This is a genomic window from Candidatus Paraluminiphilus aquimaris (assembly GCF_026230195.1).
In the GTDB taxonomy this organism is placed as follows: domain Bacteria; phylum Pseudomonadota; class Gammaproteobacteria; order Pseudomonadales; family Halieaceae; genus Luminiphilus; species Luminiphilus aquimaris.
Map to the genome: position 1 here is coordinate 1,839,730 of NZ_CP036501.1, position 25,129 is coordinate 1,864,858.

22 protein-coding genes and 3 tRNA genes are annotated in these 25,129 nt (G+C 52.0%); 14 read left to right on the forward strand and 11 right to left on the reverse strand.

The window, feature by feature from the left end:
* Positions 1-3: 3 nt before the first annotated feature.
* Genes E0F26_RS08370 through E0F26_RS08380 form a run of 3 tightly spaced genes read left to right on the forward strand, consistent with a single transcriptional unit; the run spans position 4 to position 3,276 of the window.
* Positions 4-564 carry a CvpA family protein gene (locus tag E0F26_RS08370; RefSeq protein ID WP_279241213.1) on the forward strand — a complete coding sequence of 187 codons (561 nt, stop codon included), beginning with the start codon at positions 4-6 and terminating at the stop codon, positions 562-564.
* An 11-nt stretch (positions 565-575) separates the two neighbouring features.
* Complete coding sequence (gene purF / locus E0F26_RS08375) at positions 576-2,078, forward strand: amidophosphoribosyltransferase (RefSeq protein WP_279241214.1); 1,503 nt, start codon at positions 576-578, stop codon at positions 2,076-2,078.
* Complete coding sequence (locus E0F26_RS08380; RefSeq protein ID WP_279243215.1) at positions 2,065-3,276, forward strand: O-succinylhomoserine sulfhydrylase; 1,212 nt, start codon at positions 2,065-2,067, stop codon at positions 3,274-3,276. The genes purF and E0F26_RS08380 overlap by 14 nt, the downstream gene beginning before the upstream one ends.
* A 137-nt stretch (positions 3,277-3,413) precedes the next feature.
* Here the strand turns inward: E0F26_RS08380 and acnB are convergent, their stop codons facing one another.
* Complete coding sequence (acnB, locus tag E0F26_RS08385; RefSeq protein ID WP_279241215.1) at positions 3,414-6,026, reverse strand: bifunctional aconitate hydratase 2/2-methylisocitrate dehydratase; 2,613 nt, start codon at positions 6,024-6,026, stop codon at positions 3,414-3,416.
* Positions 6,027-6,116: 90 nt separating this feature from the next.
* Here acnB and E0F26_RS08390 point away from each other — a divergent pair, with 90 nt between their 5' ends.
* Both E0F26_RS08390 and E0F26_RS08395 read left to right on the forward strand, forming a co-directional pair.
* Positions 6,117-6,668 (forward strand): DUF1289 domain-containing protein, encoded by a 552-nt coding sequence (locus tag E0F26_RS08390; RefSeq protein WP_320416186.1) that lies wholly within the window; start codon positions 6,117-6,119, stop codon positions 6,666-6,668.
* 9 nt (positions 6,669-6,677) lie between these two features.
* On the forward strand, positions 6,678-7,295 hold the full coding sequence (locus E0F26_RS08395; protein WP_279241216.1) for a MiaE family protein: 618 nt from the start codon (positions 6,678-6,680) through the stop codon (positions 7,293-7,295).
* Positions 7,296-7,308: 13 nt separating this feature from the next.
* On the opposite strand, the gene E0F26_RS08400 is transcribed toward E0F26_RS08395, so the two are convergent.
* Together E0F26_RS08400 and E0F26_RS08405 are read right to left on the reverse strand one after the other, a co-directional pair.
* The gene (locus E0F26_RS08400) at positions 7,309-8,034 is read right to left on the reverse strand and encodes a UDP-2,3-diacylglucosamine diphosphatase (protein WP_279241217.1); all 726 of its coding nucleotides are present in this window, start codon (positions 8,032-8,034) and stop codon (positions 7,309-7,311) included.
* A 2-nt stretch (positions 8,035-8,036) separates the two neighbouring features.
* Positions 8,037-8,546: a peptidylprolyl isomerase gene (locus E0F26_RS08405; RefSeq protein ID WP_279243217.1), complete on the reverse strand. Its 510-nt coding sequence runs from the start codon at positions 8,544-8,546 to the stop codon at positions 8,037-8,039.
* A gap of 149 nt (positions 8,547-8,695) precedes the next feature.
* On the opposite strand from E0F26_RS08405, the gene E0F26_RS08410 reads away from it, so the two are divergent.
* Positions 8,696-10,348 carry a glutamine--tRNA ligase/YqeY domain fusion protein gene (locus E0F26_RS08410; RefSeq protein ID WP_279241218.1) on the forward strand — a complete coding sequence of 551 codons (1,653 nt, stop codon included), beginning with the start codon at positions 8,696-8,698 and terminating at the stop codon, positions 10,346-10,348.
* Entirely contained in the window at positions 10,341-11,714 is a 1,374-nt protein-coding gene (gene cysS / locus E0F26_RS08415; RefSeq protein WP_279241219.1) for a cysteine--tRNA ligase, read from the forward strand. Before E0F26_RS08410 ends, cysS begins: the two co-directional genes overlap by 8 nt.
* Positions 11,715-11,719: 5 nt before the next feature.
* Here cysS and E0F26_RS08420 read toward each other — a convergent pair whose 3' ends face one another.
* Both E0F26_RS08420 and folD read right to left on the reverse strand, forming a co-directional pair.
* The gene (locus E0F26_RS08420) at positions 11,720-12,721 is read right to left on the reverse strand and encodes an alpha/beta fold hydrolase (RefSeq protein ID WP_279241220.1); all 1,002 of its coding nucleotides are present in this window, start codon (positions 12,719-12,721) and stop codon (positions 11,720-11,722) included.
* 36 nt (positions 12,722-12,757) lie between these two features.
* Positions 12,758-13,603, reverse strand: a complete 846-nt coding sequence (folD, locus tag E0F26_RS08425) for a bifunctional methylenetetrahydrofolate dehydrogenase/methenyltetrahydrofolate cyclohydrolase FolD (protein ID WP_279241221.1) — start codon at positions 13,601-13,603, stop codon at positions 12,758-12,760.
* 134 nt (positions 13,604-13,737) lie between these two features.
* Here folD and E0F26_RS08430 point away from each other — a divergent pair.
* Together E0F26_RS08430 and E0F26_RS08435 are read left to right on the forward strand one after the other, a co-directional pair.
* Positions 13,738-13,814 (forward strand) — tRNA-Pro (locus E0F26_RS08430).
* 56 nt (positions 13,815-13,870) lie between these two features.
* Positions 13,871-13,946, forward strand: a tRNA-His gene (locus E0F26_RS08435).
* Positions 13,947-13,966: 20 nt separating this feature from the next.
* On the opposite strand, the gene E0F26_RS08440 is transcribed toward E0F26_RS08435, so the two are convergent.
* Entirely contained in the window at positions 13,967-15,034 is a 1,068-nt protein-coding gene (locus E0F26_RS08440) for a Glu/Leu/Phe/Val dehydrogenase dimerization domain-containing protein (RefSeq protein ID WP_279241222.1), read from the reverse strand.
* Between the two features lie 251 nt (positions 15,035-15,285).
* On the opposite strand from E0F26_RS08440, the gene E0F26_RS08445 reads away from it, so the two are divergent.
* Complete coding sequence (locus tag E0F26_RS08445; protein WP_279241223.1) at positions 15,286-15,765, forward strand: Lrp/AsnC family transcriptional regulator; 480 nt, start codon at positions 15,286-15,288, stop codon at positions 15,763-15,765.
* 12 nt (positions 15,766-15,777) lie between these two features.
* On the opposite strand, the gene E0F26_RS08450 is transcribed toward E0F26_RS08445, so the two are convergent.
* Positions 15,778-17,166, reverse strand: a complete 1,389-nt coding sequence (locus E0F26_RS08450) for a cytochrome P450 (RefSeq protein ID WP_279241224.1) — start codon at positions 17,164-17,166, stop codon at positions 15,778-15,780.
* Positions 17,167-17,526: 360 nt separating this feature from the next.
* On the opposite strand from E0F26_RS08450, the gene E0F26_RS08455 reads away from it, so the two are divergent.
* The 4 genes from E0F26_RS08455 to E0F26_RS08470 all read left to right on the forward strand — a co-directional run bounded on the left by E0F26_RS08455 (position 17,527) and on the right by E0F26_RS08470 (position 20,749).
* Complete coding sequence (locus E0F26_RS08455) at positions 17,527-18,150, forward strand: class I SAM-dependent DNA methyltransferase (protein ID WP_279241225.1); 624 nt, start codon at positions 17,527-17,529, stop codon at positions 18,148-18,150.
* Positions 18,151-18,473: 323 nt separating this feature from the next.
* Positions 18,474-18,887, forward strand: a complete 414-nt coding sequence (locus tag E0F26_RS08460) for a VOC family protein (protein ID WP_279241226.1) — start codon at positions 18,474-18,476, stop codon at positions 18,885-18,887.
* A gap of 604 nt (positions 18,888-19,491) precedes the next feature.
* On the forward strand, positions 19,492-20,397 hold the full coding sequence (locus tag E0F26_RS08465) for an energy transducer TonB (RefSeq protein WP_279241227.1): 906 nt from the start codon (positions 19,492-19,494) through the stop codon (positions 20,395-20,397).
* Positions 20,398-20,545: 148 nt separating this feature from the next.
* Positions 20,546-20,749, forward strand: a complete 204-nt coding sequence (locus tag E0F26_RS08470) for a flagellin (protein WP_279241228.1) — start codon at positions 20,546-20,548, stop codon at positions 20,747-20,749.
* A 125-nt stretch (positions 20,750-20,874) separates the two neighbouring features.
* Here the strand turns inward: E0F26_RS08470 and E0F26_RS08475 are convergent.
* The 4 genes from E0F26_RS08475 to E0F26_RS08490 all read right to left on the reverse strand — a co-directional run bounded on the left by E0F26_RS08475 (position 20,875) and on the right by E0F26_RS08490 (position 25,128).
* Positions 20,875-20,951, reverse strand: a tRNA-Arg gene (locus E0F26_RS08475).
* A gap of 40 nt (positions 20,952-20,991) precedes the next feature.
* The gene (locus E0F26_RS08480) at positions 20,992-21,309 is read right to left on the reverse strand and encodes a hypothetical protein (RefSeq protein WP_279241229.1); all 318 of its coding nucleotides are present in this window, start codon (positions 21,307-21,309) and stop codon (positions 20,992-20,994) included.
* Between the two features lie 88 nt (positions 21,310-21,397).
* A complete protein-coding gene (locus tag E0F26_RS08485) occupies positions 21,398-22,006 on the reverse strand; it encodes a TetR/AcrR family transcriptional regulator (RefSeq protein ID WP_279241230.1) in 609 nt (202 codons plus the stop codon).
* Positions 22,003-25,128, reverse strand: coding sequence for an efflux RND transporter permease subunit (locus E0F26_RS08490; RefSeq protein ID WP_279241231.1), 3,126 nt, complete (start codon positions 25,126-25,128; stop codon positions 22,003-22,005). Before E0F26_RS08490 ends, E0F26_RS08485 begins: the two co-directional genes overlap by 4 nt.
* Between the last annotated feature and the right edge of the window lies 1 nt (position 25,129).

Consider the following 25,129-nt stretch of genomic DNA (forward strand, 5'->3'; position numbering starts at 1 on the left):
GCCTTGGAAACGACACTCGTAGAGTTTTTTCAAGACTTTAATCAATTCGACTGGATCGTTTTGGGCGTTGTTATCATTTCTGCGCTCTTCGGTCTCTCTCGCGGGTTTGCTCGAGAGGTGACTTCGTTTCTTGGTTGGGTAGGTGCCTTCTTGCTCGCAAATGTTCTCGCACTTCCTGTTTCGGAGACGATGAGTGACATTATCAATGACCGGTCGATTCGCTATATCACAGCTTGGGGTGGGGTGTTTGTAGCGGTTTTGTTTTTTTTCGGCAGTGTCGGTCGCTGGCTCTCGAATCAGTTACGCCAGCCGGGCCTGAACTTCGGTAATCGTTTGCTGGGTGCCTGCTTTGGTGCCGCCCGTGGCGTTATCATTGCGGCCGCGCTCACCTTATTGTTTAAGGGGGTGATCCCCGATTCGGAGGCGACGCTTCTGAAGGAGTCGGTTGTTATCGACGACCTGGAGATCGTTGCCGAGTGGTTGGCCGATAATTTTGATGATGTATTGAACGGCGATGTTCCGAACGTGGTCGATGAGACGATTAAAGAAAGCAGCATGCTTTAGGAGCAACTGAAATGTGTGGTGTGGTTGGAATTTCCTCTAACGAGAGCGTCGCTGCCGATATTTATGATGCATTGACGATGCTTCAGCATCGCGGACAGGATGCAGCCGGCATCATGACCTGTCATCGCGGCCAGTTTCTTCAGCGAAAAGGTGAGGGATTGGTGAGAGATGTCTTTCAAGCCCCGCACATGGAGCAATTAGCCGGTAACTTTGGGTTAGGCCACACGCGATATCCAACACAGGGAAGTTCAGGGTCTGCGCTGGCGCAGCCATTTTACGTTAACTCGCCCTACGGTATTGCACTCGCACATAACGGGAACCTGACAAATTCGTCGGCGTTGTCAGACGAGCTTTATCAAACCGATTTACGACACCTAAATACCGATAGCGACTCGGAAGTGCTCTTGAACGTCTTTGCTCACGAACTTCAGCGTCAGGGCAAGTTGAGTCCCGAGGCAGATGATGTCTTCAAGGCGGTGTCCGCGCTTCATGCGCGTTGTGAGGGCGGATACGCTGCAATCGCAATGATTGCAAATGTGGGTTTGGTTGCTTTTCGCGATCCAAATGGCATTCGACCGCTTGTTGTTGGAGTCAAGTCACAGGGTGAGCACAAAAGCTATATGGTGGCATCCGAGAGCGTAGCACTGGATGTGCTGGGCTATAGGCTCATTGGTGATGTGGATCCAGGTGAGGCACTGTTCATTGACGCGGCGGGCGAATTCTCTCGACAGCAGTGTGCTAGCAACCCGAAACTGAAGCCGTGTATTTTTGAGCATGTCTATTTTGCGCGCCCCGACTCTCTTATGGACGGTATTTCCGTCTATAAAACTCGCATGCGGCAGGGGGAGCGTTTGGCGCACAAGATAATGCGAGAGCGTCCCAATCATGACATCGATGTGGTCATACCCATCCCTGACACGAGTCGTGTGGCAGGACAAGCACTGGCGCACGAGCTGGGTGTAAAGTTCCGTGAAGGCTTTATGAAGAACCGTTACATAGGCCGTACCTTTATCATGCCGGGCCAGACTCAGCGTAAAAAGTCTGTCCGCCAGAAACTCAATCCCGTTCCTTTGGAGTTTGAGGGAAAGACAGTGTTGTTGGTCGATGATTCGATTGTCCGAGGGACAACCTGCCAGCAGATCATTCAAATGGCGCGGGACTCGGGTGCGAAGCAGGTTTATTTTGCGTCTGCGGCGCCGCCAGTGAGATTTCCCAATGTGTACGGCATCGATATGCCAACCGCATCCGAGTTGGTCGCTCACGGGCGGACCATTGATGAAATTAGCGAGCACATTGGTGCTGATTGGCTGATTTATCAGGAAATCGACGACTTGATCGAGTGCTCCAGAGAAGGGAACTCGCTTGTTGATGGCTTCGAGCTGTCCGTTTTCGATGGTCAGTATCAAACGGGGATTATCGACGATGCGTATTTAATCGGCTTAAGCGACGCGCGCTCTGATGATTCTGTCGACCGCGCTGACGGTGCGCTGGTTGGCCTGCATAACCGGAGTTAGCGCGTTGTCAGATGAACCTTTATCCGAAGCTGGATTTGAAACCCTAGCCATCCGCGAGGGGCTGACTAGAGGGTTTGAGCAAGAACACTCAGATCCCATTTACGCCACATCGAGTTTTGTTTTCGAATCTGCTGAAGAGGCGGCCGCAACCTTTGCAGGTGACAGAGCTGGCAATACCTACTCACGGTTTTCAAACCCTACGGTATCGGTGTTTGAAAAGCGTTTGGCAGCCTTAGAGGGCGGAGAGGACTGTGTTGCAACGAGTTCCGGCATGAGCGCTATTTTGACCTTGTGTCTTACCGTTCTTAAGAGTGGCGACCACGTGGTCTGCTCGAAAAATGTATTTGGTAGCACCGTTAGCTTGTTTAATAACATTCTGACGAAGCTGGACATTGAGGTGTCGTTTGTCTCGCTTCGAAATCTTGAAGAGTGGCGCGCAGCCGTGACGCCAAGGACCAAACTCTTTTTCTGTGAAACGCCTTCTAATCCTATTTGTGAGGTGGGCGATATCCGTGCGATTGCCTCGATCGCGCATGCGTCAAACGCGCTACTTGCGGTCGATAATTGTTTCTGTACGCCAGCCCTTCAACGGCCTTTAGCGCTCGACGCCGATGTTGTGATGCATTCAGCGACCAAATACTTAGACGGACAGGGTAGGGTGCTCGGTGGGGCGCTCGTCGGTACCACCGAATTAATGGCCGATGTTCGTTCCTTTGTGCGGGTGTGTGGGCCTTCAATGAGTCCATTTAATGCCTGGGTCTTTAGTAAAGGCTTAGAGACCCTGCAGCTCCGAATGAACGCGCACAGTGCGAGCGCTATGGCACTGGCCGAATGGCTGTCAGCGCACGAGCGGGTCACCACAGTAAACTACTGCGGACTCGAGTCGCATCCGGATCATCAACTGGCGGCGTCGCAGCAGTCGGCATTTGGCGGCGTCTTATCGTTCGAGATGGCAGGTGGTCAAGATGAGGCATGGGCCTTTATCAACGGTGTTCGTCTCATGTCGTTAACGGCCAATTTGGGAGACGTTAAAACAACGATTTGTCATCCAGCCTCGACCACACATGGGCGGCTGTCAGATGATCAAAAGCGCGAGGCGGGTATTACGCCGTCTTTAATACGCATAGCGGTTGGCTTGGAAGACGTTGCAGACCTTATTAAGGACTGCGAACGCGGGTTCAAAGCCCTTTCAGCGTAAAGCTTCGATACTGAATGCTGTCCCTGTGTGCCGTATCGGCTCGACCTATTCTTTAGCCCGGCATCTTGAGCGTTCAATGGGACAAAAAAAAGCCCCTGTTAGGGGCTTCGAGTAGCAGTTGCTGATTAGGGCACGGGTTAAGCCACTTCCTCAATCAGTGTCGCTGCGATTTTTTGTCCATCTTCGGCTAACGCTTGGAAGCTCTGGATTTCATTGAAGTTCATGTAGCGATAAATCTCCGCTGACATGGAATCGAGATCATTGGCATAGGCCATATACTCTTCAGGCGTTGGTAATCGACCAATAATGGCTCCCACGGCAGCTAGCTCAGCCGATGTTAGGTACACATTGGCGCCTTCTCCTAGTCGATTGGGGAAGTTGCGGGTTGAGGTAGACAAGACCGTGGATTTTGGTGCGACGCGAGCCTGATTTCCCATACACAACGAGCAGCCAGGCATCTCTGTCCGCGCTCCGGCGCGACCGAAGATGGCGTAATAGCCTTCTTCCATGAGTTGGTATTCATCCATCCGTGTGGGTGGGCAAATCCACATTCGGGCAGCGACACCACCTGTGTGCTGATCGAGTAACTTGCCGGTCGCACGGAAGTGACCAATGTTCGTCATACAGCTACCGATAAACACTTCATTAACTTCATCACCGGCAACCTGGCTCAGTAAACGAGCATCGTCAGGATCATTAGGCGCACACACGACAGGCTCAGTGACCTCCGCGAGGTCGATCTCGATGACCGCAGCGTATTCGGCGTCTGTATCGGCTTCCAGAAGATCTGGATTATCCAGCCACTTTTCCATATTTCGAACGCGCCGCTCAAGCGTTCGAGGATCGCCATAGCCCTCTGCGATCATCGACCTCAAAAGGACAACATTTGATTTGAGATAATTCCCGATGGTGTCTTCCGACAGCTTGATCGTGCAACCAGCGGCAGAGCGTTCAGCCGATGCATCGGATAATTCAAAGGCCTGTTCTACCGTTAGGTCTTCTAAGCCTTCAATTTCGAGAATCCGCCCCGAGAAAATATTTTTCTTCCCCTTCTTCTCGACGGTTAACAAGCCCTCTTGAATTGCGTAGTAGGGGATGGCGTGTACAAGATCGCGAAGTGTTATTCCCGGCTGCATATCGCCCTTGAAACGAACGAGCACGGATTCAGGCATGTCGAGTGGCATGACACCGGTTGCCGCAGCAAACGCTACAAGACCCGATCCTGCGGGGAATGAGATGCCCAATGGGAATCGAGTATGCGAGTCACCACCCGTTCCGACGGTGTCGGGCAGAAGCATACGGTTTAGCCAACTGTGGATGATGCCGTCTCCGGGACGCAAGGATACGCCACCACGATTGCGGATAAAGTCAGGCAACGAGTGTTGTGTGTCGATATCAACCGGTTTTGGATAGGCGGCAGTGTGGCAGAAAGACTGCATGGTGAGATCGGCAGAAAAGCCAAGGCATGCGAGGTCCTGTAGCTCATCACGCGTCATGGGGCCAGTGGTGTCTTGGGAGCCAACCGTCGTCATCTTTGGTTCACAGTAGGTACCCGGACGGATACCCTCGACGCCGCAGGCACGGCCAACCATCTTCTGGGCAAGCGTAAACCCGGCGTCTGTGGCTTCGGGTAGATCCGGCTTACGAAAGAGCGGGCTTTCGCTTAAACCAAGTGCCTCACGCGCTTTTGCAGTTAAGCCACGCCCAATAATTAAGTTAATTCGACCGCCCGCACGGACCTCGTCCAATAAGACGTCAGATCTCAGGTCAAACTCTGAGATGACCTCACCCGATTCATTCAGAACTTGTCCGTCGTATACGCGAATGTCGATAACATCGCCCATACGCATCTTCTCAACGGGGGCTTCAAATACGAGGGCCCCGGCGTCTTCCATGGTGTTGTAGAAGATGGGCGCGATTTTACCACCAATGCAGACACCACCCATTTGCTTGTTAGGTACACCTGTCACAGGTTGGCCGAAATACCAAAGGACACTATTTGCCGCGGACTTTCTAGAGGAGCCGGTTCCAACAACATCACCGACGAAGGCAACAGGCAATCCCTTGGACTTGACCGCTTCAACCTGCGCCATAGGACCTACTTTTCCGTGTTCCTCAGGCTCGAGCCCATCGCGAGTCATCTTGTACATGGCGCGGGCATGTAAAGGGATATCGGGGCGCGACCAAGCATCAGGTGCAGGTGACAAATCGTCTGTATTGGTTTCACCCGTAACTTTGAAAACCACCATTTTTAAAGACTCAGGCAGTTCATCACGTTTGGTAAACCACTCAGCGTCGGCCCAGGATTGCATCACTGACTGCGCATTCACGCTGCCTTCTTTGGCCATCGCAGCCACATCGTAAAACGCGTCGAACATGAGCAATGTATGCTTCAGTTCGGTTGCCGCCTGAGCGCCTAGCTCGTCATCATTTAAGAGCTTTACAAGTGTCTCGATGTTGTACCCGCCGTGCATATCGCCCAGTAGGTCAACCGCTGTAATTTTATCGATCAGCGGAGAGGCTACATTACCGAGGGCGACGTCAGATAAGAATGCAGCCTTTACATAGGCGGCTTCGTCAACACCGGGTGGAACGCGGTTCGAGATGAGGTCAACCAAATAGTCTTCCTCACCTACCGGTGGCGCCTTCAACAGCTCAACAAGATCAGCGACCTGTTGTGGTGATAGTGGTTTTGGTGGAATGTTCATAGCAGCCCGCTCGGCTACATGTTCACGATAAGCTTCAAGCACAGAATTTTCCTCTTCCCCAGAATGTGTCGGAGCGCTCGCTTTTGTTGGCGCTTCGCTCTTTTGCGCGCGGATTATAGCTTGTGACCAAGTATGTCGACAGCGATTCGATCAATTCTGTGCATTCATGCGATGTTTATCCTAGACTTCGGCGCTATGTCGGCAGCCAATCCCAAACAAGTTCAGCTTAAGCCCATTAAGACACCCTGCATCGGCGTGTGTTCGACCGGTATTGGCGACAGTGTATGCAGAGGCTGTAAGCGATTCAGCCACGAGGTTATACATTGGAATGGTTATACACAGGATGAGAAACGCTTTGTGGACAAGCGTCTATCAGGTTTTCTCTCTCAAGCCTGCTCGCATAAATGCACTGTTATCGATCGAGATCTATTGCAATGGCAGCTCGATACCCAACTGGTAAGATATAACGAAGAGCATGACGAGTATTGTTGGCTGTTTCAGCTGTTAAAAGCGGGGGCGAGTCAGATCAGGGACCCCAGTAAATATGGATTTCGTGTGCATCCCGGTTGGTCAGACCTATCGCTCGTCGCGCTGAGAGATAAAATCGACGAAGATTTTTGGATCTTGTCGACCGCTCACTACGACCGTTACCTTGCCACGCCTGATATGTTTGACGAGGTCTGACTCCACAATATGGCCGCCGCTGTTGATCTAACCCCTGTCATTGAGTTTTTGCCCTGCAGGACGCCCGATGCCTGGATATCGGCTGCGGTAGGGTGCTTGCCTGTATTAATGATTGATCACGCGAACTGTGAGAAGAAAGCGGCGGCAACGGCAATGAGTCTGATGCACCGGTATACCGATAACACTGCATTACTCAACAAAATGTCCCGACTTGCGCGCGAAGAGCTGCGACACTTTGAACAGGTGCTGAAGCTAATGTCACAGCGCGGCATTGCTTATGAATCTGTGACTGCATCACGGTATGCGCAAGGTCTTCGCGATAAAGTGTGCAAAAAGGATCCCCATAAACTTGTCGATACCTTGGTTGTGGGCGCATTAATCGAGGCGCGGTCTTGTGAACGGTTTGCCGCCCTCGCTCCCCACGTAGATTCGGAGCTTGGGGACTTTTATGTCTCACTGCTCAAAAGTGAGTCACGCCATTTTATGGACTACATCACTCTGGCGAATTCGCTTGAAGATCGAGACGTTGTCGAGGAAAGACTCGCTCTATTTCGCAGCATTGAAAGAGGCCTCATTGAAAGTCCCGATACTGAAGTGCGATTCCACAGTGGTGTTCCCGCAATGTAGGAAAAGGGTCTCGTTACGAAGCGAACGCCTTTAGATCAAACTCCACGAGTTCAAGGGTGTCGCCTTGCTCGTGCAAATACCAACCCGTCTCGTTCCAGTCGCCAAGTACCACGCGCTCAAAGTTTTCAGATAAGTGCCTGCGGGGTCTGTGTGTATGCCCGTGGATCAACCGTGAAGCGCTGTGCTGAGTCACTGCACGTTCAACCGCCGCCTGGTTAACGTCCATAATGTCCTCGGCCTTGTTGCTCGCAGCTTCCTTACTCATTGTACGAAGTTGCTTGGCAAGTTCGCGTCGTTCCTCAAGGGGTTTCGCAAGCATATCGGCCTGCCAAGCGGGGTCGTGCGCTACGACGCGAAACGCCATGTAATCGGTGTCGTCAGTGCAGAGGAGGTCGCCGTGCATGATAAGCGTGGGTTCTCCAGCCACTACAATTTGGGCCATATCACTGAGTAGCTCTGCGTTGAATTTGTCGAGATAGTCAGCGCCGACCAAGAAATCTCTATTGCCGCGCATAAAGTAAATGCGAGTACCCCGGTCAGCCATTCGTTTCATGGCTGAGGTAAAGCGCTGCGCTAATGGGCTATCGTCATCGTCGCCTATCCACGCCTCGAAAATATCGCCCAATAAAAAAAGGCGATCAACACCGCCTTTTTGTTCGAGAAACCGATATAGCCCCTGCTCAATCCGCGGTGTTGCCTCGCTCAGGTGGAGGTCGCTGATGAACAGAGAGGTCGTCATAGTTAGTCTGCAAGCACCGTTACAGACTCGATGAGAATTGGGTCGTTTGGAACGTCCTGATGACCTGCTTTGCTGCCTGTTGGTACAACGCGAATCTTGTCCAAGACATCCTCGCCCTCTACGACACGGCCAAAGACAGCATATCCCCAGCCCTGCATGTTCTCACCGGAGAAGTTTAGGAAGTCATTGTCCGAAACATTAATGAAGAACTGCGCAGTCGCTGAATGGGGATCCATCGTCCGTGCCATAGCAATTGTTCCGCGATCATTTTTGAGGCCATTATTGGCTTCGTTTGTGATGGGGTCATTACCGGCTTTTTGGCGCATCTCGGTATCAAAGCCGCCACCTTGAACCATGAAGTTATTGATCACGCGATGAAAGATTGTGCCGTCGTAATGACCGGCCTCGGCATAAGCAATAAAGTTGGCGACGGTAGCAGGCGCCTTTTCTGCATCGAGCTCGAGGGTCATTTCGCCGAGGAGTGTTTTCATGAGTACGCGTGTCATCGCCATTTTTGTAGCTGCCATATTGAGGGAAAGCGCGAATGATACAGATACGTAGAGTTGCATTCGAGTAAATTACTACCAGCCTATACCGGTTGAGCGAAACTGACTTGAACGTAATCCCTTGCTAAACTCGCGCATCACATCAAGGGCCGCCCATGGACACAGAACCACGCAGTAATTTCCTGAGGACTCAAATTCAGAGTGATTTGGATGCCGGTGTTGTCGAACGCATCGTAACCCGTTTCCCGCCAGAGCCTAATGGCTTTCTCCACATCGGACATGCAAAGTCCATCACGGTGAATTTTGGGTTGGCCGAGCAATACGGTGGTGCGTGCAACCTTCGGTTTGATGACACCAACCCGGAGAAGGAAAGTCAGGTCTTTATCGATGCGATTCAGGCTGATGTAAAGTGGCTGGGGTATCAGTGGAGCGGTAACGTTCGGTTCGCATCGAATTACTTTGAACAGTTTTACGACTGGGCGCTACACCTCATCGATGAAGGAAAGGCATACGTCTGTGATCTGAGTGCAGAGGAAGCTCGTGAGTATCGCGGTTCCCTTACAAAGCCTGGCAAAAACAGCCCTTATCGCGATCGAGAAATTAGCGAGAACAGGGCATTGTTTACGGCGATGAAGGCGGGTGAGTTTGAGGATGGCTCTCGGGTTTTGCGCGCAAAAATTGATATGGCCTCTCCCAATATGAATTTGCGAGATCCAACCCTCTACCGAATCCGGCGGGTCGCTCATCACCAAACGGGTGATGACTGGGTCATCTATCCAACTTACGACTTTGCGCACGGCCAGGAAGACGCCATTGAAGGCATTTCGCACTCTATTTGCACGCTCGAGTTCGAAGACCACAAGCCGCTATACGACTGGTTCATCGATAATCTGCCCGTCCCCTCGAGGCCGCGGCAATATGAATTTGCGCGTTTGAACGTTAACTACACGGTGACCAGTAAGCGAAAGCTAAAGCTGCTGGTCGATTCCGGTGTTGTCAGCGGGTGGGATGATCCGCGCATGCCAACCATTGCGGGGATGCGTCGACGTGGTTACACACCCACTGCGTTGCGGCACTTCTGCGAGGAAGTTGGTACGTCCCGGTCGGACGGTGTTGTTGACGTTGCCATGCTCGAGAGCGCGGTTCGTAATGACTTGAATGCCACAGCGCCTCGCGCCATGGCGGTACTGAATCCGCTAGCGCTGGAGCTCACGAATTTAGAGAAACCAGAGCTGCTGTTGGTGCCCAATCATCCCGGTGATGAAACGAAAGGCAAGCGTGAAGTCGCCCTAGGGCGCGAAATCTGGATAGACAGAGAAGACTTCAGACAAGAGGCGAATAAAAAGTTTAAACGGCTGGTACTGGGAAAGCGGGTTCGCTTACGGGGCGGCTATGTGATCGAGGCCGAGCGATGTGACACAGATGATGAGGGTCAAGTAACCAAGGTATACGCCTCGATTGTTCCGCAAACACTGGGCGAGGACCCAGATGATGGGGTTAAAGCGAAAGGTGTGATCCACTGGGTCGATGCGGCGACAGGTTGCCGGGCAGAGATCCGAAGTTACGACCGATTGTTCAACGTTGAGGACCCCTCTCGGGCCGACCGTATGGATGATGTGATCAATCCCAGTTCCTTGGTCGTCAGTGAAGCGGTCTTGGAGCGAGCGCTAGAGTCGGCGGCGCCCGAGATGCGATTCCAATTCGAGCGAGAGGGTTACTTCGTCGCCGACCGTTACGATCACGCACGAGAGAAGCCCGTTTTCAATAAAGTTATAGGTTTGCGCGATACATGGACAGGTAATGACTGATTTATTGCTTACTAACAGTGCTGGCGGCGATAAGTCAGTATTTGAGCCCATCGATCCAGAACACATTCGTATGTACGTCTGTGGTCCTACAGTCTATAACCTTGTGCATATTGGCAATGCCCGGCCCGTTGTTGTCTTCGATACCTTGTTTAGGGTGCTTAACGCGCTCTATCCCAAGGTGACCTATGCGCGCAACATTACCGATATTGATGACAAAATTATCGTTGCCGCTAGAGAGCGTGCCATCGACATAACGACACTCACTCAAGAGTTCACGGAAAAATTCCGTGCCGATATGACCGCTTTGAATAACCTAACGCCATCGATGGAGCCTCAGGCGACTGAACATGTGGATGCGATGTTAGATTTGGCTCGGCGTCTGATTGAAAAAGGGCACGCTTATGTTGCCGAAGGGCATGTGCTATTTGATGTGACGTCTATGGACGACTACGGGGCGCTCAGTGGTCGCCAACTCGACGACATGCTGGCGGGCGCTCGGGTAGAGGTCGCTTCCTATAAGAGGCATTCGGGAGACTTTGTACTCTGGAAACCGTCAAGCGACGACGAGCCGGGTTGGGACAGTGACTATGGTCGTGGTCGGCCCGGATGGCACATAGAGTGCTCAGCAATGATTCATCAGCACCTCGGCGATAATATCGATATCCATGGGGGCGGCCGCGACCTCATTTTTCCACACCACGAAAACGAGCGGGCGCAAAGTTGCTGTGGCTACGGGGGCGGATTTGTCGGAACGTGGATGCACAATGCCTATGTCGACATGGACGGAGAAAAAATGTCCAAGTCGCTGGGAAATGTGAAGACAGTCCGTGAATTACTGGAGCATTACGCAGGCGAAACGTTGAGGTTTGCACTATTGTCAGCCCATTACCGATCGCCCCTAAATTTCTCCAGCGCGCTCTTGGATAACGCGCAGTCGACTCTTGATAGTTTTTATTTGGCCCTGCGTAATGTGGCTGACATCGAACCGACAAGGGTTGCAACTGCTGAGTCGCCTGTTTTCAAAGCGATTCTTGACGATTTAAATACGCCCGCCGCGATTGCAGAGCTACATCGGCTGGCCAAAGCGCTAAACAAAGCTCCTGAGTCACAAAAAGCCGCGGCGAAAGGTGCGCTCCTTGCCGGTGGGGCTGTGTTAGGGATTCTGGGAGAGTCTCCGGACGAATGGTTGTCAAAAGGGCGCCCTGACGAGTTGTCCGCTGAGGCGATTGATCAGCTGCTAGTTGAGCGCGCTGAAGCAAAAGCCAGCCGCGATTTTTCAAGGGCTGATGCGATTCGTGACGAGCTCAACTCAGCGGGTATTATTATTGAAGACAGTGCGACGGGCGCAACGTGGCGCAGAGGATGATGGACTTAGTCGCAGCCGTGTACGCGCGCTAAGAACTCCAACAATATTTTATTGACGTCTCTAGGCGCTTCTTCCGCGGTCCAGTGGCCAACATTCGGCAGCTCTTTGGCAATGAGTAGGTTTTCGTAGTTCTTTTTCACATGCTCTAAAAAGCTCGTGCTCAGGGGAACAAAGTGGCTCACCGGGTCCAATTCCCCCGTAATGAAAAACGCGGGTTGTGAAATCTTTGCGTCGCTTAAGTGGGCGAGCTCCTCCCAATCCAAGTTTTGCGCCCTATAACGGTTATAGGGCCCCCGCTTTCCACTGAGTTGAAATTGGCTGACGAGATAATCTAGATCCGTCTGTGAGAACCAATCGGGGAAGGTTTCGAAGTGCGTCATATCGTCGAGCAGCTTGGCGTCGGCCGCTTTCAGACCCATGAAGCCACCTTGTTTATTTTGCTGTTGATGTTTCATGCCGCGAGCATCGATTGCGGTGTATACGAGAAACAACGATCTCGCAAGATCAGCCTCGAATTCGGCCTCTGCGGTACCCTCATTGAGAAAGTACAGCTGATAGAAAAATCGGTCTTTATAAATTGCGCGCCATAAATCGAGAGTCGGTAGCGGTGGGCGAGTTAAGTGAGGTACAGACAACGAGCCAGTAGCATAAACCCGCTCAGGGTAGAGTAGGGCTGTCGTAAGGGCGATTGGACCGCCCCAGTCGTGGCCTATGGTGATGAAGCGCTCAAAACCAAGCGCGTCAGCGATGCCTATTACATCGGCGGCCAGTTCTTTCAGGGTATAGGCTTCGATTTCATGCGGCTTCTCTGACTCACCGTAACCACGCACGTCATAGGCGACCACCGTGTATCCCGCTTCGGCAATGACGGGGATTTGGTGGCGCCAGCTGTACCAGCTTTCCGGCCAACCATGGCAGAGTATGACGAGTGGCCCGCTACCTTGCATGGCGAGACGGAGTCGAACACCGTTTGCCGTGACAATCTTGAAGACTACGTCAGATTCCAAGCCGCTGTATTCCTTGGAAGGACCGGTGTGGGGGGGCTAGGCAAACGCCTTCTCGCCCGACTCGACTGTTTGCATAATCAGCGTATTGATCGTCATAGGACCCACGCCACCCGGCACTGGTGTATAGGCCGCAACGCGGTCTACGAGAGGCCCCATTTCAATATCCCCAACGCCGCCTGGGTGGTAGCCGGCATCGACCACAACAGCGCCATCTTTAATCCATTCAGCCTGAATGAACTCAGGACGACCTACCGCGCCCACGATCACGTCGGCTTGTCGGATATGAGCCTCTAGGTTTTCCGTTCTGGAGTGGCAGATCGTCACTGTCGCATTAGCCTGGAGCATCATCATGGCCATGGGCTTCCCGAGAATAGGACTTCTTCCTACGACAACTGCGTGCTTGCCGGAAAGCTTGATTTCATAATGCTCAAGAAGTCGCATAATGCCCTGTGGCGTGGCACATCCATAGGCGGGTTCCCCCATACTCATACGCCCAAACCCCAGGCACGTAACACCATCCACGTCCTTCTCAAGCGCAATCATGTCAAACGCTGCTCTCTCATCGATGTGAGAGGGAACAGGGTGCTGGAGTAGGATGCCATGTACATCGGGGTTCGCATTGAGTTGCTCTATTTCTCTCAGCAAATCGTTGGTCTTAGTTGAAGCGGGGAGTTCTATCGCCATTGACTCCATGCCGATACGTCGGCAGGCGTTGGCCTTCATCTTCACGTACGTGGCAGATGCAGGATCATCACCGACCAAAATGGTCGCGAGAACTGGCGTTCGGTCTCCCGTTTTAGCCTTGAGCGCGGCGACGCGTTCTGCCAAGTCGGTTTCGGTCAATTGTGCTACGTGTTTTCCATCCAAAAGCGTGGCTGGCATAAAAATTCCCCCCGTTGAGTGGCGCAATTCTTTCAGAATTCAAATGTATGCGAAAGTCGATTACTGCAATTGACCCGCCGGCAAGAAAAGCTGTAGACTCGCCGCCCGCGAGGTGATGATCACGTCGCGAATTTCGGGGTGTAGCGCAGTCTGGTAGCGCGCCTGCTTTGGGAGCAGGATGTCGGGGGTTCGAATCCCTCCTCCCCGACCACTTTTTTTCGGCCACATCAACACGGCTGAAAGCCTTGGGAAGCGTCCCAATCAGTGGTGGCTGTAGCTCACCAGGTAGAGCACCGGATTGTGACTCCGGAGGTAGCGGGTTCAAGACCCGTCAGCCACCCCATTATCAAATTTGGACCTTGTTCAAGCCGCTTCGGTAACTTTCGGTGTCAGTAGAGCCGCGCTAATAAGTTGCTCAGCACGCTCTTGCGCAATCGCTTCAGCGGACATGCCTCGCGACTTTGCCTCCTCAAGCACCGATCTCAGCCGATCCGGAATGTCGGCTATCCCACGATCAATGATAGCTTGAGAGGCGCCTTGACGCCGATGATAAACATCGATGACACCGCCAGCGTTGATGAGGTAGTCGGGGCAATAGAGAATACCCGCTCGATCTGCTGCCTGGTGATCGTCACTGGTGAGTAATTGGTTGTTAGCCGCACCGGCAACGATTGCGGTGTTGAGCGTTGGAATAGACCACTGGTTTATCACGCCGCCCAACGCGCAGGGCGCGAATACCTCACAGGCCCCATTCATAAGCTCACTATTGCTTGCAATCTTTACGCCAAGTGTTTCGTTTGCTCGGATACAGTTGTCGTCATTAATATCGCTAGCGGTCACTGCTACCCCCTCATCAATGAGCAGTCGCGCCAGTTCATATCCAACTTTTCCTAAGCCCTGAATGTTCACCCTAAGCCCGGTAAGTGCGGACTCATTAAATCGAAAGCGGACTGCCTCACGAATACTCAAAAAAACACCGAGTGCGGTGCTTGGAGAGGGGTCACCGCTATTGGTATCTGAGTCGAGGCCCGCAACAAACTGTGTTGACTCAGCCATGACAGCCATATCTGCAGGTGTGGTACCGCTGTCTTCTGCTGCGATATACCTGCCTCCGAGTGACGCGATGGCTTCACCCATTGCCTGAAAGAGGCGCGGTGTCTTGTCGGTCTTTGGGTTGCCGATGATGACGGATTTTCCGCCGCCACTACTAATACCTGCAAGTGCATTTTTATAGGTCATACCTCGCGACAAACGGAGAACATCGGTAAGGGCCGCATCGGCGCTGTCGTAAGGCCACATCCTGCATCCTCCCATGGCACTCCCTCTAGTGGTGTTGTGTACCGCAATGATGGCTCGCAGCCCCGATGGTTTATCGTTAACGAATACAACACGCTCATGATCGGAGAACTCGGGGTGAGTAAAGGTATTCATGGATTCCTCTAAAGTTTAAGTTTGTAGTGAGAGATGTTTGTTGAGTGCAAGTTCCGCACTAAAGCGCAAACGCGTGCCTAACCGGCCCTTCGGATTTTTCGAGCGAGCATGCGCTATCACCTAGAGTGCTTTTTTGGCCTCTTTTCTGATCGAATTGTCTGCCTTAATAAGGGAAAAAATATTTCTTTTTTATTGAAATTCGCTCATTTAATGAATATTTTTTGCGTTCAATTGGGTTTATTGGACTAATTATGTCTGAGAAGTGGAGTAAGCAGGACGTCGCAATTATGTCGTCTCTGCAGCAAGATTCGAGCGTGTCTACGGCAGCACTTGCCGAGCGCTTAAATAGCTCACAGTCACCGATTTGGCGGCGTATTAACCGGCTAGAGGAGGAAGGCGTGGTTCAAGGGCGTGTGGCCCTTTTGGACAGGAAGGCTCTGGGCATGGAGATCGTTGTTTTTGCCACGGTGAATTTAACTCAGACCGGCAGGCAAAACTTGTTGACGTTCGAGCGCGAGGTTGAGCGACACCCAGAAGTTGTTGAATGCTACACGATGGCGGGCATATGGGACTACGTACTAAAGATTATCTGCCGTGACGTTCGACACTACGAGGACTTCGTAAGGAACACGCTGTTAAGCGGTGACTTAGTTCGCGAGATGCACTCCCACATTGCAGTGACAGAGATCAAAAACACGACGGAGCTCCCCATCTCAACCCAGCTGGTGTGATGCCCCTAGTACTCACCGAGGCACAGCAACTTGAGTCGGACGTTTGGCGCCCTTGCCATAAAGATTCACTTTAAGGCTTGATATGGCGTGCACGAGGATGATGGGCTCTATTTTCTGCTTACCCGTCCAATGGATATTGGGGAAGCGCTCAAGAATGCGCTCGTAGGCCATATTGAGCTGCATCTGAGCAATGCGATTGCCCAAGCACCGATGCACACCGTGACCGAATGCTACGTGCTTCTCTACGTTTTTGCGTGTCATGTCAAAGACGTCTGGGTTGGGGAAAACAGCGGGATCTCTATTCGCAGCGCCATACCACATGATGACTTTTTCATCTTCGGCGATCTTTTGGCCGGCGATTTCTGTGTCTTGAGTCGCTGTCCGGCGCATGTGCATGACCGGTGACGTCATTCGTAAGGCCTCATGCGACATGCGCTCAATGAGCGAGCGGTCATTGATCACCATTTGTCTTTGTTCTTGGAATTCGGTTAGGAGTCGTATGGTGCCTGAGAGGGAGTTTCTCGTCGTATCGTTGCCCGCGAAAATAATAAGAAGCCATGACCCGTCTAGGTAGTTCTGAGAGAGCGGCTTCCCATCGAGCGTCGCGTTTGCAATAACAGTCAGCAGATCTTCTCGTGGATTTTTAATTCGGTCTGCCATGACACGCTCGCCGTAGTCGAACATATCTTCCAGCATTTGATTGAAGCGGAAAAGAAACATAGGTTCCGCCATGAACATCCGGAAGGGGTGTGTTAGAAATTGTGGCGCAAGCTCCAAATAATGCATCCACTTAATGATGTTTGGACGGTCTTCCTCATCGACACCCAGCATCTCGCAGAGCGTATACATTGGCAGCTCGGTCGAGAACATTTTGGCGAAATCGACCTCTGGACCCTGCCGCTCCATATTGTCTAGCAGCTCATCTATTTTTGCGCCGACTCTTGCCTTTAAGGTTTCAACGTATTTTGGGAAGAAGAATTCAGACTGTTGAATTCTGAGATCTCGGTGTATGTCGGCGTCTAGATTGATGAGTGAGTTGTGCGCCGCGTACATTAAGCGATCGGCCTTCCCACTTGGTGGTAGAACCGCCATATGCATGCTTCCGCGCTGCGACGAAAAAATATCGGGGTTGAGTTCAACGTGCTTTACATCGTCGTAGCGTGACACTGACCAGAACCCGGAGGTGGGCTTTCGGCCCGGCGTCCACATAACGGGAGACTCTTCACGCATTCGTTTGTAGTAGTCAAATGGCTGTCCTCGGGTCCACGCGTTGGTCGAACCGAGATCAAATCCTTTGAGTCGCTGGTATATCTCGCGGTGCATCGGATTGATGGCGCCAGTGTCTACAAGGATATCGTCACTGACAGACTGATAATGCTCGGGATTTTGCCGCTGGTTCATGACTACACTCTTTGGGTCGATTGCTGATCTCAGCGCCTAGAGTATCGAAAAAATCCGGTGGCGGCGTAGCCTCGTCCAGGTTTTCTCACGACTATGAGTCGAGTGCCCTCAGCGAGTTGAAGTTAGGGCAGTACGTGGGTCTTTGGACTTAGCGCAAAAGCCCGGTTACTGTGTTAGTGAATTTCCATTTGGAGAGGCGGGTGTTTAAGAACGAGACAGAGCGCGCTTTCGTTTTGGTAATGCTGATGTGTGGGTTTGTATTCCTTTGGTTGACAGTGAGCGATCTGGCCTTTGGGAGCCGCTGAAGGGTTCGTAGCGGTAACGAAGCAGCGCGATCGAATATAAGACTCGGTGAAGTTCATGGGTGAGCAGGCAGATATTCACGTCAAAATCTTATCAGCAGAATCGACAGATGAGTTGATGGAGGTTTATGACGGATGGGCAGCACGCTACGACGACGAGCTGCTTGAAGAGTGGGGTTACACGAGCCCGCAAAAAGCAGTGGACTTGCTTTGTGCATCTATGAAGTTGAGCGACCTGCGAGTTTTAGATGCAGGCTGCGGAACCGGATTGGTTGGATCGCTTTTGAAAGGGGCTGGCGTACCCAACATAACGGGCATTGATTATTCCTCGGGGATGCTCGCAAAAGCGCAAGAGAAACGTATTTACGATGCGCTTCACATGATGGATATGAACCAAACGCTCGAGTTGGCCTCAAACAGTTTTGATGCGGTGACCTGCATCGGCACCTTCACCTCTACGCACGTAAAGCCCGATGCGGTTCGTGAGCTTGTCCGTGTTACTCGCCCAGGCGGTTTGGTGATTTTTACAGTCAGAGACGACTACTGGAGAGCCACCCATTTTGTTGACTTGGTTGTGGAGTTGCACGCGACAAAATCTGTGTGCCTTGAGCAGATTCGGCTTGAGCCTTACATTCATTCCGAAGGCTCTGAATGTCGTTTTGTTGTGCTCACGGTCCTCTGAAAGCGAGATACGTGAGCTGGCTCGAATGCGATAACCCCGCACTACCACTCCGGTGACTGTAGCGATGGGAGTGTCGTGATGAGGGCACCGCAACGACCCCAAACGGCGCTTAACTGTGATCACGATGTGACTGTGCTGCTTGGAGGACGCTGCAAACTGTGTCGGCGGCGTCCCGCTATAAAGCGCGGGCAAAATGGTGGGTACTTAAGTTAGAGAAGTTTTTGCCCTGGTGGGCTTTCGACAAATAAAGTGCTCGTTTTTGCTGGTGAGTTCGTACACCATCTCCTTTAAGTACGGATTCGAAAAATAAGAAGAGAATTGTTATGTCAAACACGTTTCACTTAGCGGTACCGGCAGGGGACTTAGCCGACACACTGCCTTTTTACACTCAGGTATTGGGCTGTGCGAGCGGTAACAGCGAAAAAGGCAGATGGATCGATATCAACTTCTGGGGAAACGAGTTGACCCTGCACCAGAGCGAGGAGCGCCTCCCCGGCGTTCGCCACGACGTTGATATGGGCAACGTTAGTGTTCCACATTTTGGTGCGCACATGCCTGAGGAAGAGTTTCAGGCACTCAAGAAGCGCATCGAAAGCAGTCAATTTGACTATCTAGATCCGCCTTATCGACGATTCAAAGGGACTGAGTTTGAACAAGAGACCTTTTTTATCTCCGATCCCAATGGCAATGTCTTGGAGATGAAAACGATGGTAAACCCCGCGGTTTTGTTTGGTTAAATATGTCGTATGTGCGTCTGCGACGCATGTGCAACGGGGGCTTATAATCAGCAGCTCACGGTAGTTGGGGCTAGTGTTCTATCGTTGGTTTTAGCATTTTTCAGTGCTGGGTCATCACAAGATCTAAGCCGCAACTAAAAGAGGGGAGGCAGAACTCTCGTCACTGTCGCAGTTGTTCCCCGCTCGATACTTCAGAAGCAAATTCGGAAAGATAGGTCTTTAGACGCCAGGCCGGGATTGGGATCGTTGGACTGGTGTTGGATTTGGGTTGGTCCATCAGAGGCTGACTTTCTTTCGGCTGTCACCATCGTCACCTCAAGGAGTTGCAAACTTGATTTTCCGATAGCGTGATATAGCTTTTAAGTACTCCCATTTGTAACGACCGTCCATGAGATTCCTGCTTTACACTTTTTTTGCTTCTACCCTGTTCGCCTCCAGCACGGTCGCTAGTGATAACGGTCGCTTCTTACAAAAAGGACTCGAGGTCCTGTACCAACAGGAGGTGAGTCGTTATCGCTCGTGTCAAAGGGCGGATAATTCCTTCTGTCGATTTTCGGAACTAAATTTTTTCCTGGGGCTTTTGGATTTAGCCGGCCCTGTTTACATGGCTGACCCCAAATACCCTGCAGTAGCAGAGCGATCCCGGTGGCAAGCAGTGGTAGAAGCCGTTTTGGTGATATCAGACCAGGGCACGGTAAGCGATGTAGAGACCCTTTACTGCGAGTCAGGGCGAACAAGAGATATTAAGCTTCGTTGGCGATGGGAGCTAGAGGGTCCCTTTTGCAAAGAATTTCGATATGCCGCTGAAAAGGCATTCAGTGAATATAAATTCCTAAAGACTCCGGAGTCTCTAAAGGGTGCTGAGAGGTTGGCGAACGTTGGATTGGCCTTTCGAATGCTCGATCTTACGGGGCGAACCGACCATGACGAGAATCAACAGTTATTGGATCTTAACAAAGGCCAAGTACGGACATTGCAGAAGTTCTTCGAATCTGAAGACTGGGAGGGCCTTAGAGAATATGCGCTCGAGCGCCGAGATGAGAGTGACGTTTTTGAATACTACCTTGGTAATGCCGCTTGGGAATCAGGTAACAAAACCGCGGCTATTCAACACTTCTCTACGTTCTTGAGGGAAGGCGGAGATCGATATTGGCACTTTGGTACAAAAGCGATGGTAATCGCTATAGATCATTTTTACGAAGTGGGGGATGACCAGCAGGTTGTTGATCTAGGAAATGCATTTTTACTCGAGGAATACCTCAATACGGGAAATTCAGTCGCTAAGCCCCTAGTTGCTGAGGCGCTGACAAAATATGCGATTTCCTTAACGTTAATTGACGATCAGGAGCTTGCTCAATCCTTGTATTTGTTACGAGCAATGGAGAACGTAGGGCTTTACCGTGGAATTCCCAAGGAACTTAACGAGGTGATTCAAACGCAAAGAAACCATCTAGAGTCGCAGATCATCGCCATTGGCAGATCCAAGGTCGAGCAAGAGCGGACCGAATGAAATGCTCAGAAAAAAGGTGACCCTTGGGCTGAGGAATACCCTTTAGTGCCATGAGATTGGAGGTAAAACCCTCGTTTAGCCTCTCAATGGCCGCTGCACACCGGAGTATAGAAAATTTAAATTTGGCAAGTGAGAAGTAGGCGTTCAAATGAGCCGTGTTGAGTGGCCCTTAAGCACCGTTCAGATCACCAGAGGAGATTCTGCTGCCAAGCCTCGTATTGTTGATGCTGACTACGCAGCTGAAAAAGCAAAGCTGGCAAAACATCAGATACTGCAACAGGCGTCTATGTCTATGTTAGCTCAGGCTAATTCGCGACCAGAGATGGTTCTAAGGTTACTGTCGGACCTTTAATTCACCTGATACAGCTATATGCCTCGTCTCAAGCCCTCGGTCCTGAGGCTCTAGCCTTAACGCTAGTAAATATGAGTGCAGATCACCCTCAAGGCATTTGATATTTATTATTTTTTTTTGGGAGGTGGCGCGCCCACCAGGACTCGAACCTGGAACCTGCCGCTTAGAAGGCGGCTGCACTATCCGGTTGTGCTATGGGCGCAGAGGGTATGCGGGCGCGAGTATGGCATAAACTATCGGGGTTATTCCACGATATCGCGACCTTGGCAGTCCTTACCAGGCATCGGTTTTTCAGTCCAAATTTGCAGCAGTTGCATGATCGCGGTTACAGCGGCGATTAGCAGACAACTGATCTGTATAGAGCTTGGGAGCGAATCGGTTGTGGCCACCTCTACCAGAATCGTCGTGATCGATAAGCAGTAGGTGGTTACAAGCGCCCGGGCCGTGTTGGGAGCTCGGGAATCAGCGGCGCCTTCATGCATTGAGTGACTGAGCCTAAAACCCAGCCAAAGACCAATAAATGAGGCGATAAGCCAGAGAGATGTAGAGGCGTCAGCCATGTTTTCAACCGCACATTGCATTTACAAAATTAGTCACGATGGGGAATGTATAAAACCTTCGTCGCCGAGTCGAGCCTCATGGGAAGCCTCAGACCGCAACGCTTAAAATGGCGCGGGTTGCAGTCCGTAGTAGCGCATCGGCATCCGCATCTTCGTCAAAGGTATCCAAGAGGCGATTATGTTGCAGTGTGGCAATACCATGCGCGGTTGACCACAAAAGCGTGGCGGTCTGTAACGCCGTATCGACAGACTCAGGTCGGTGCTTTCTGAAGTAGAGCTCAATGGCCTCATGAACTAATTGAAACCCTGTTCGTTTTGCCCGTGCTTCAGCGCGTCGCTCATCGGCATCGCCATGGTTTTCCCACATGAGGCCAAAAAACGCTTTTTTGTCCATGGCAAAGCGCAGGTACGCGGCGCCAAGTGCATCGAGGTGCTCGAGTGTCCCGTGCTCGACTTTGTCTTGTGCGCTAGTGGTGTATTCCATAATGCCAATATGAGCGAGCTCTCGCACTGCGGTCAGCAGCGCATCTTTGTCCTTAAAGTGTCGATAAAGCGCGGGAGCACTGACACCCGTGCGCTTAGCAACTTGAGCAATGGTGATGTCGTAGCTACCCATGGCCTCAATAAGCTCTGCCGCGGCGATGATCGCGCAGTTACGTAAATCGCCGTGATGATAGGGCGTGATTGCCTGATTCATGCGAAAGCTCCTTTGGACGCCTTAGCCTGAGCTCGTTCGATTCGGTTGTCCCTTGGCGAGCCAAGTAGCACATAGGCGGGTGGCACCAAATAAAAGGAGATGATGGTCGATAATAAAACCCCACCGGCAATGGCCATCGCAAAGGGCGGCCAGAACTGACTGCCTTCAAGGATGAGAGGTAAAAAGCCGCCAAAGGTGGTCAACGTGGTCGATATGATGTGACGGCTCGAGTCGATGACCTCATCGCGCATGGCTCTTTTGTCACCGCTCGCAGCCGCGGAGGATTGTTGGAAGGACGTTAATATAATGATGCAGGCGTTGATGGCGACACCAATGGAGCCAACAACTCCCACGAGCGCCATAATGCCCAGCGGATAGCGGAAGAGCGCGAGGGCAAGAAAGCTGAGTCCAAATGCACAGGTAAGTACCCCAAAGGCGAGTGCAGTCAATCGCCACGAATTAAAAGTCAGCATAATGGTTGCTAGCAGCAGCGAAATCACAAGCCCCACGGGTCCAATTAAGTCGTTGACGACATCGGCTCGTTCACCACTGTCGCCACCAAAGCTATAACGGTAGCCATTTGGAAGTGGAATAGGGTCCTCTTTTAGTGATTTGCGAAGCAGCTTGAGTGCCTCCTCGGGCAGTACACCGCGCGTCAGAAAGGCTTGAATTTGATTGATGCGTTCGCCGCCTCGTCGACCTATTGGTGCATCGTCGGGCACAATATTGAGTCCTCCCAACGCTGACAGAGGCACGAAACGCGGTTTACCCGGCTGCCCAGGAAGCGGAATTTGCAGGTCGAGTAGCGTATCGCTTTTTTGCCAAGTGTCTCGCTCCAGCTTCGTCCGCACAGGAAGCTGCTCGGTGTCCTCGATGACCGCGCCGCCAAACCGGCCGCGCAAATAACCATCGACTAGCGAGGCAATTTGACTCCTTTCTAGACCCAACCGCCTAAGCTTTTCATCGTCAAGTTCGAACTCGACCTTGGGTGCTGCAGGACTAATGGAGAGTTTGGTGTGTGTAATGTCCGGTAGCTCCTGTAATCGCTGCCGAAATTGCTCTCCTAAAACACGGAGTGTGTGTGTATTTGGCCCATAAAGAATCACCTCCAGGGGCGCATCAACCGGTGGACCTTGATCAATCCCCAGTACGAGTATTTGTGCTAATGGATACTTGCGATCGAAGTCTTTCTGAAGGCGTCGAATTAACGCATTGGTTTGATTTTCATCCCGGGTAAGGACCATGCCCTCGGCCCAGTCCGGCGCGTTACGTTTGTTGGAGCGCAAATTGTAGTAAAAAGCAGGGGGGCTCTCGCCAACAGACCAATCAACCCGCCGTATTAAGGGCTCAGCCTTGAGGTCATCATCAAGCTTTCGGACAAGTTCGAGCGTTGACTCAATTCCTGCGCTTTTTGGCATCTCTACCCGCAAGTACAACTGATCTCTATCGGTGCCCGGGAAAAATTGCTCGGTCAAGGTGGATACGCTGGCAAACCCCAGCAGTGGTATGGAAGCGGCGAGAAGTACTGATGCCATGGGGTATTTCAGTGACCAGTCGATTGACGCTGCGAACAGGTCTTTTGTTCGTGGCAAGACAATCCCTGACCGCCACCAAGTAGGATTCTCGCTTAGGGCACCAGGCAATAAACGACCGCCGAGCGCCGGCGTCACAGTGAGTGCGAGCAATAGGCTCATGATAAGCATTACGATGACACAGGTCGCCAAACTCCCCAGAAAGTCACCGGACGGACCCTCTAATATCGCCATGGGGGTAAAGGCGAGAACAGTGGTGGCCGTGGCACTGACGAGCGGGACCGTCATACGATTCACGGCCTTTTGCAAAGCCTCTAGCGGATCGTCTCCTCGGAGCAGATTTTTCCGGACTTCATCGGTGACGACTATCGAGCCATCTACCAACAAACCAAGCGCGACGACTAGCCCTGTCAGTGATAGCTGATGGATTGGGACGTTTAAGTAGTTCAACACCAACATGGATAACAAGGTGCACAGAGGAAGGCTGACGGCGACGATGAGGGCCGCACGCCATCCGAGGGTAATAAAAAGTACGGCAACAACGATGGTGATGCCGGCAACGATGTTAGAGGCTACGCCTGCGAGTCGAGCTTCAGTGTAGCCACTCTGATCATACGTAGTCTCAATACTCAGGCCCTCAGCAGCATCAGCGCGATACGCCTCTAGAAACGCATCGAAAGCTGCGCTGTATCTATCGACCTGGTAGCCCTCTTTCATCTCGACAGCAAGCAGCACAGATCTGCGTCCGTTAGATAAGGCTAAACGGGATGGTGGATCGGATTCTGACTTGCTTACCGTCGCGATATCACTGATTCGAAGCCCCGTAAGGTTATCGCGATCTGACTTGATGAATGTTTCTCTAACCGCCTCTACATTGTCAAAATCGCCTGAGACCTCGATAGTTAACGCTGTGGTAGGTGCTGCGAGTTTGCCAGCAGGTACTCGCGCGTCGGCCAGCGAAAGCGTTCTCGCTACATCCTCGATGGAGAGACCCAGCGTACTCAGTGCGGTGCCGTCAATCTCAACATTAATCTCTTCATCGGGCAGGCCATAATGCTTGACGCGCCTGGTCTGCGGCACTTTACGCGCCGCGTCGGCGAGCCGAAGTGCCTCACGTCGCAACAGAGAGGGCGAGATGTCGACGCCTTCATCGGTGCTTACGGCCACGATTTTGACAAAGCTGGTGAAGAGGTCGTCATCAAAAACAGGTTTTGTCGCGCCATCAGGAAGGTCAGCGGCAACGCGATCGACCTTGCCCCGCAGTTCCGACCAGACACGTTTTATATCAGCGCGAGATAAATAGTAATCCGCCTCGATGATGATGCTTGACACGCCATTAATCGAAGTCGAGTCGATCTCCTTTACATCTGGGTGTTCGCGCAGAGCATCTTCGAGTGGCTTTGTCACCAAACTCTCCACTCGCGCGGGACTGGCGCCGGGGTAAAAAGTCTGAACTGAGGCAACAAACGGGGTGATCGAGGGGTCTTCCTGGCGTCCCAAGCTGCTGTAGGAAGTCACCCCAACGACAATGATGGACAGTATGAGCAGGGCGAGATAACGCCCATTTTGGTAGAGGCTTGTGGCAATCATG

Bases quoted from the DNA above. Each gene is read 5' to 3' on its own strand.
- E0F26_RS08460 (WP_279241226.1), top strand. From the start codon at position 18,474: ATGTCAAACACGTTTCACTTAGCGGTACCGGCAGGGGACTTAGCCGAC.
- purF (WP_279241214.1), top strand. From the start codon at position 576: ATGTGTGGTGTGGTTGGAATTTCCTCTAACGAGAGCGTCGCTGCCGAT.
- E0F26_RS08390 (WP_320416186.1), top strand. From the start codon at position 6,117: ATGTCGACAGCGATTCGATCAATTCTGTGCATTCATGCGATGTTTATC.
- E0F26_RS08400 (WP_279241217.1), bottom strand. From the start codon at position 8,034: ATGACGACCTCTCTGTTCATCAGCGACCTCCACCTGAGCGAGGCAACA.
- E0F26_RS08405 (WP_279243217.1), bottom strand. From the start codon at position 8,546: ATGGCGATGACACGCGTACTCATGAAAACACTCCTCGGCGAAATGACC.
- E0F26_RS08395 (WP_279241216.1), top strand. From the start codon at position 6,678: ATGGCCGCCGCTGTTGATCTAACCCCTGTCATTGAGTTTTTGCCCTGC.
- E0F26_RS08410 (WP_279241218.1), top strand. From the start codon at position 8,696: ATGGACACAGAACCACGCAGTAATTTCCTGAGGACTCAAATTCAGAGT.
- cysS (WP_279241219.1), top strand. From the start codon at position 10,341: ATGACTGATTTATTGCTTACTAACAGTGCTGGCGGCGATAAGTCAGTA.
- E0F26_RS08480 (WP_279241229.1), bottom strand. From the start codon at position 21,309: ATGGCTGACGCCTCTACATCTCTCTGGCTTATCGCCTCATTTATTGGT.
- folD (WP_279241221.1), bottom strand. From the start codon at position 13,603: ATGCCAGCCACGCTTTTGGATGGAAAACACGTAGCACAATTGACCGAA.
- E0F26_RS08455 (WP_279241225.1), top strand. From the start codon at position 17,527: ATGGGTGAGCAGGCAGATATTCACGTCAAAATCTTATCAGCAGAATCG.
- E0F26_RS08490 (WP_279241231.1), bottom strand. From the start codon at position 25,128: ATGATTGCCACAAGCCTCTACCAAAATGGGCGTTATCTCGCCCTGCTC.
- E0F26_RS08465 (WP_279241227.1), top strand. From the start codon at position 19,492: ATGGCTGACCCCAAATACCCTGCAGTAGCAGAGCGATCCCGGTGGCAA.
- E0F26_RS08440 (WP_279241222.1), bottom strand. From the start codon at position 15,034: ATGAATACCTTTACTCACCCCGAGTTCTCCGATCATGAGCGTGTTGTA.
- E0F26_RS08485 (WP_279241230.1), bottom strand. From the start codon at position 22,006: ATGAATCAGGCAATCACGCCCTATCATCACGGCGATTTACGTAACTGC.
- E0F26_RS08445 (WP_279241223.1), top strand. From the start codon at position 15,286: ATGTCTGAGAAGTGGAGTAAGCAGGACGTCGCAATTATGTCGTCTCTG.
- E0F26_RS08450 (WP_279241224.1), bottom strand. From the start codon at position 17,166: ATGAACCAGCGGCAAAATCCCGAGCATTATCAGTCTGTCAGTGACGAT.
- E0F26_RS08470 (WP_279241228.1), top strand. From the start codon at position 20,546: ATGAGCCGTGTTGAGTGGCCCTTAAGCACCGTTCAGATCACCAGAGGA.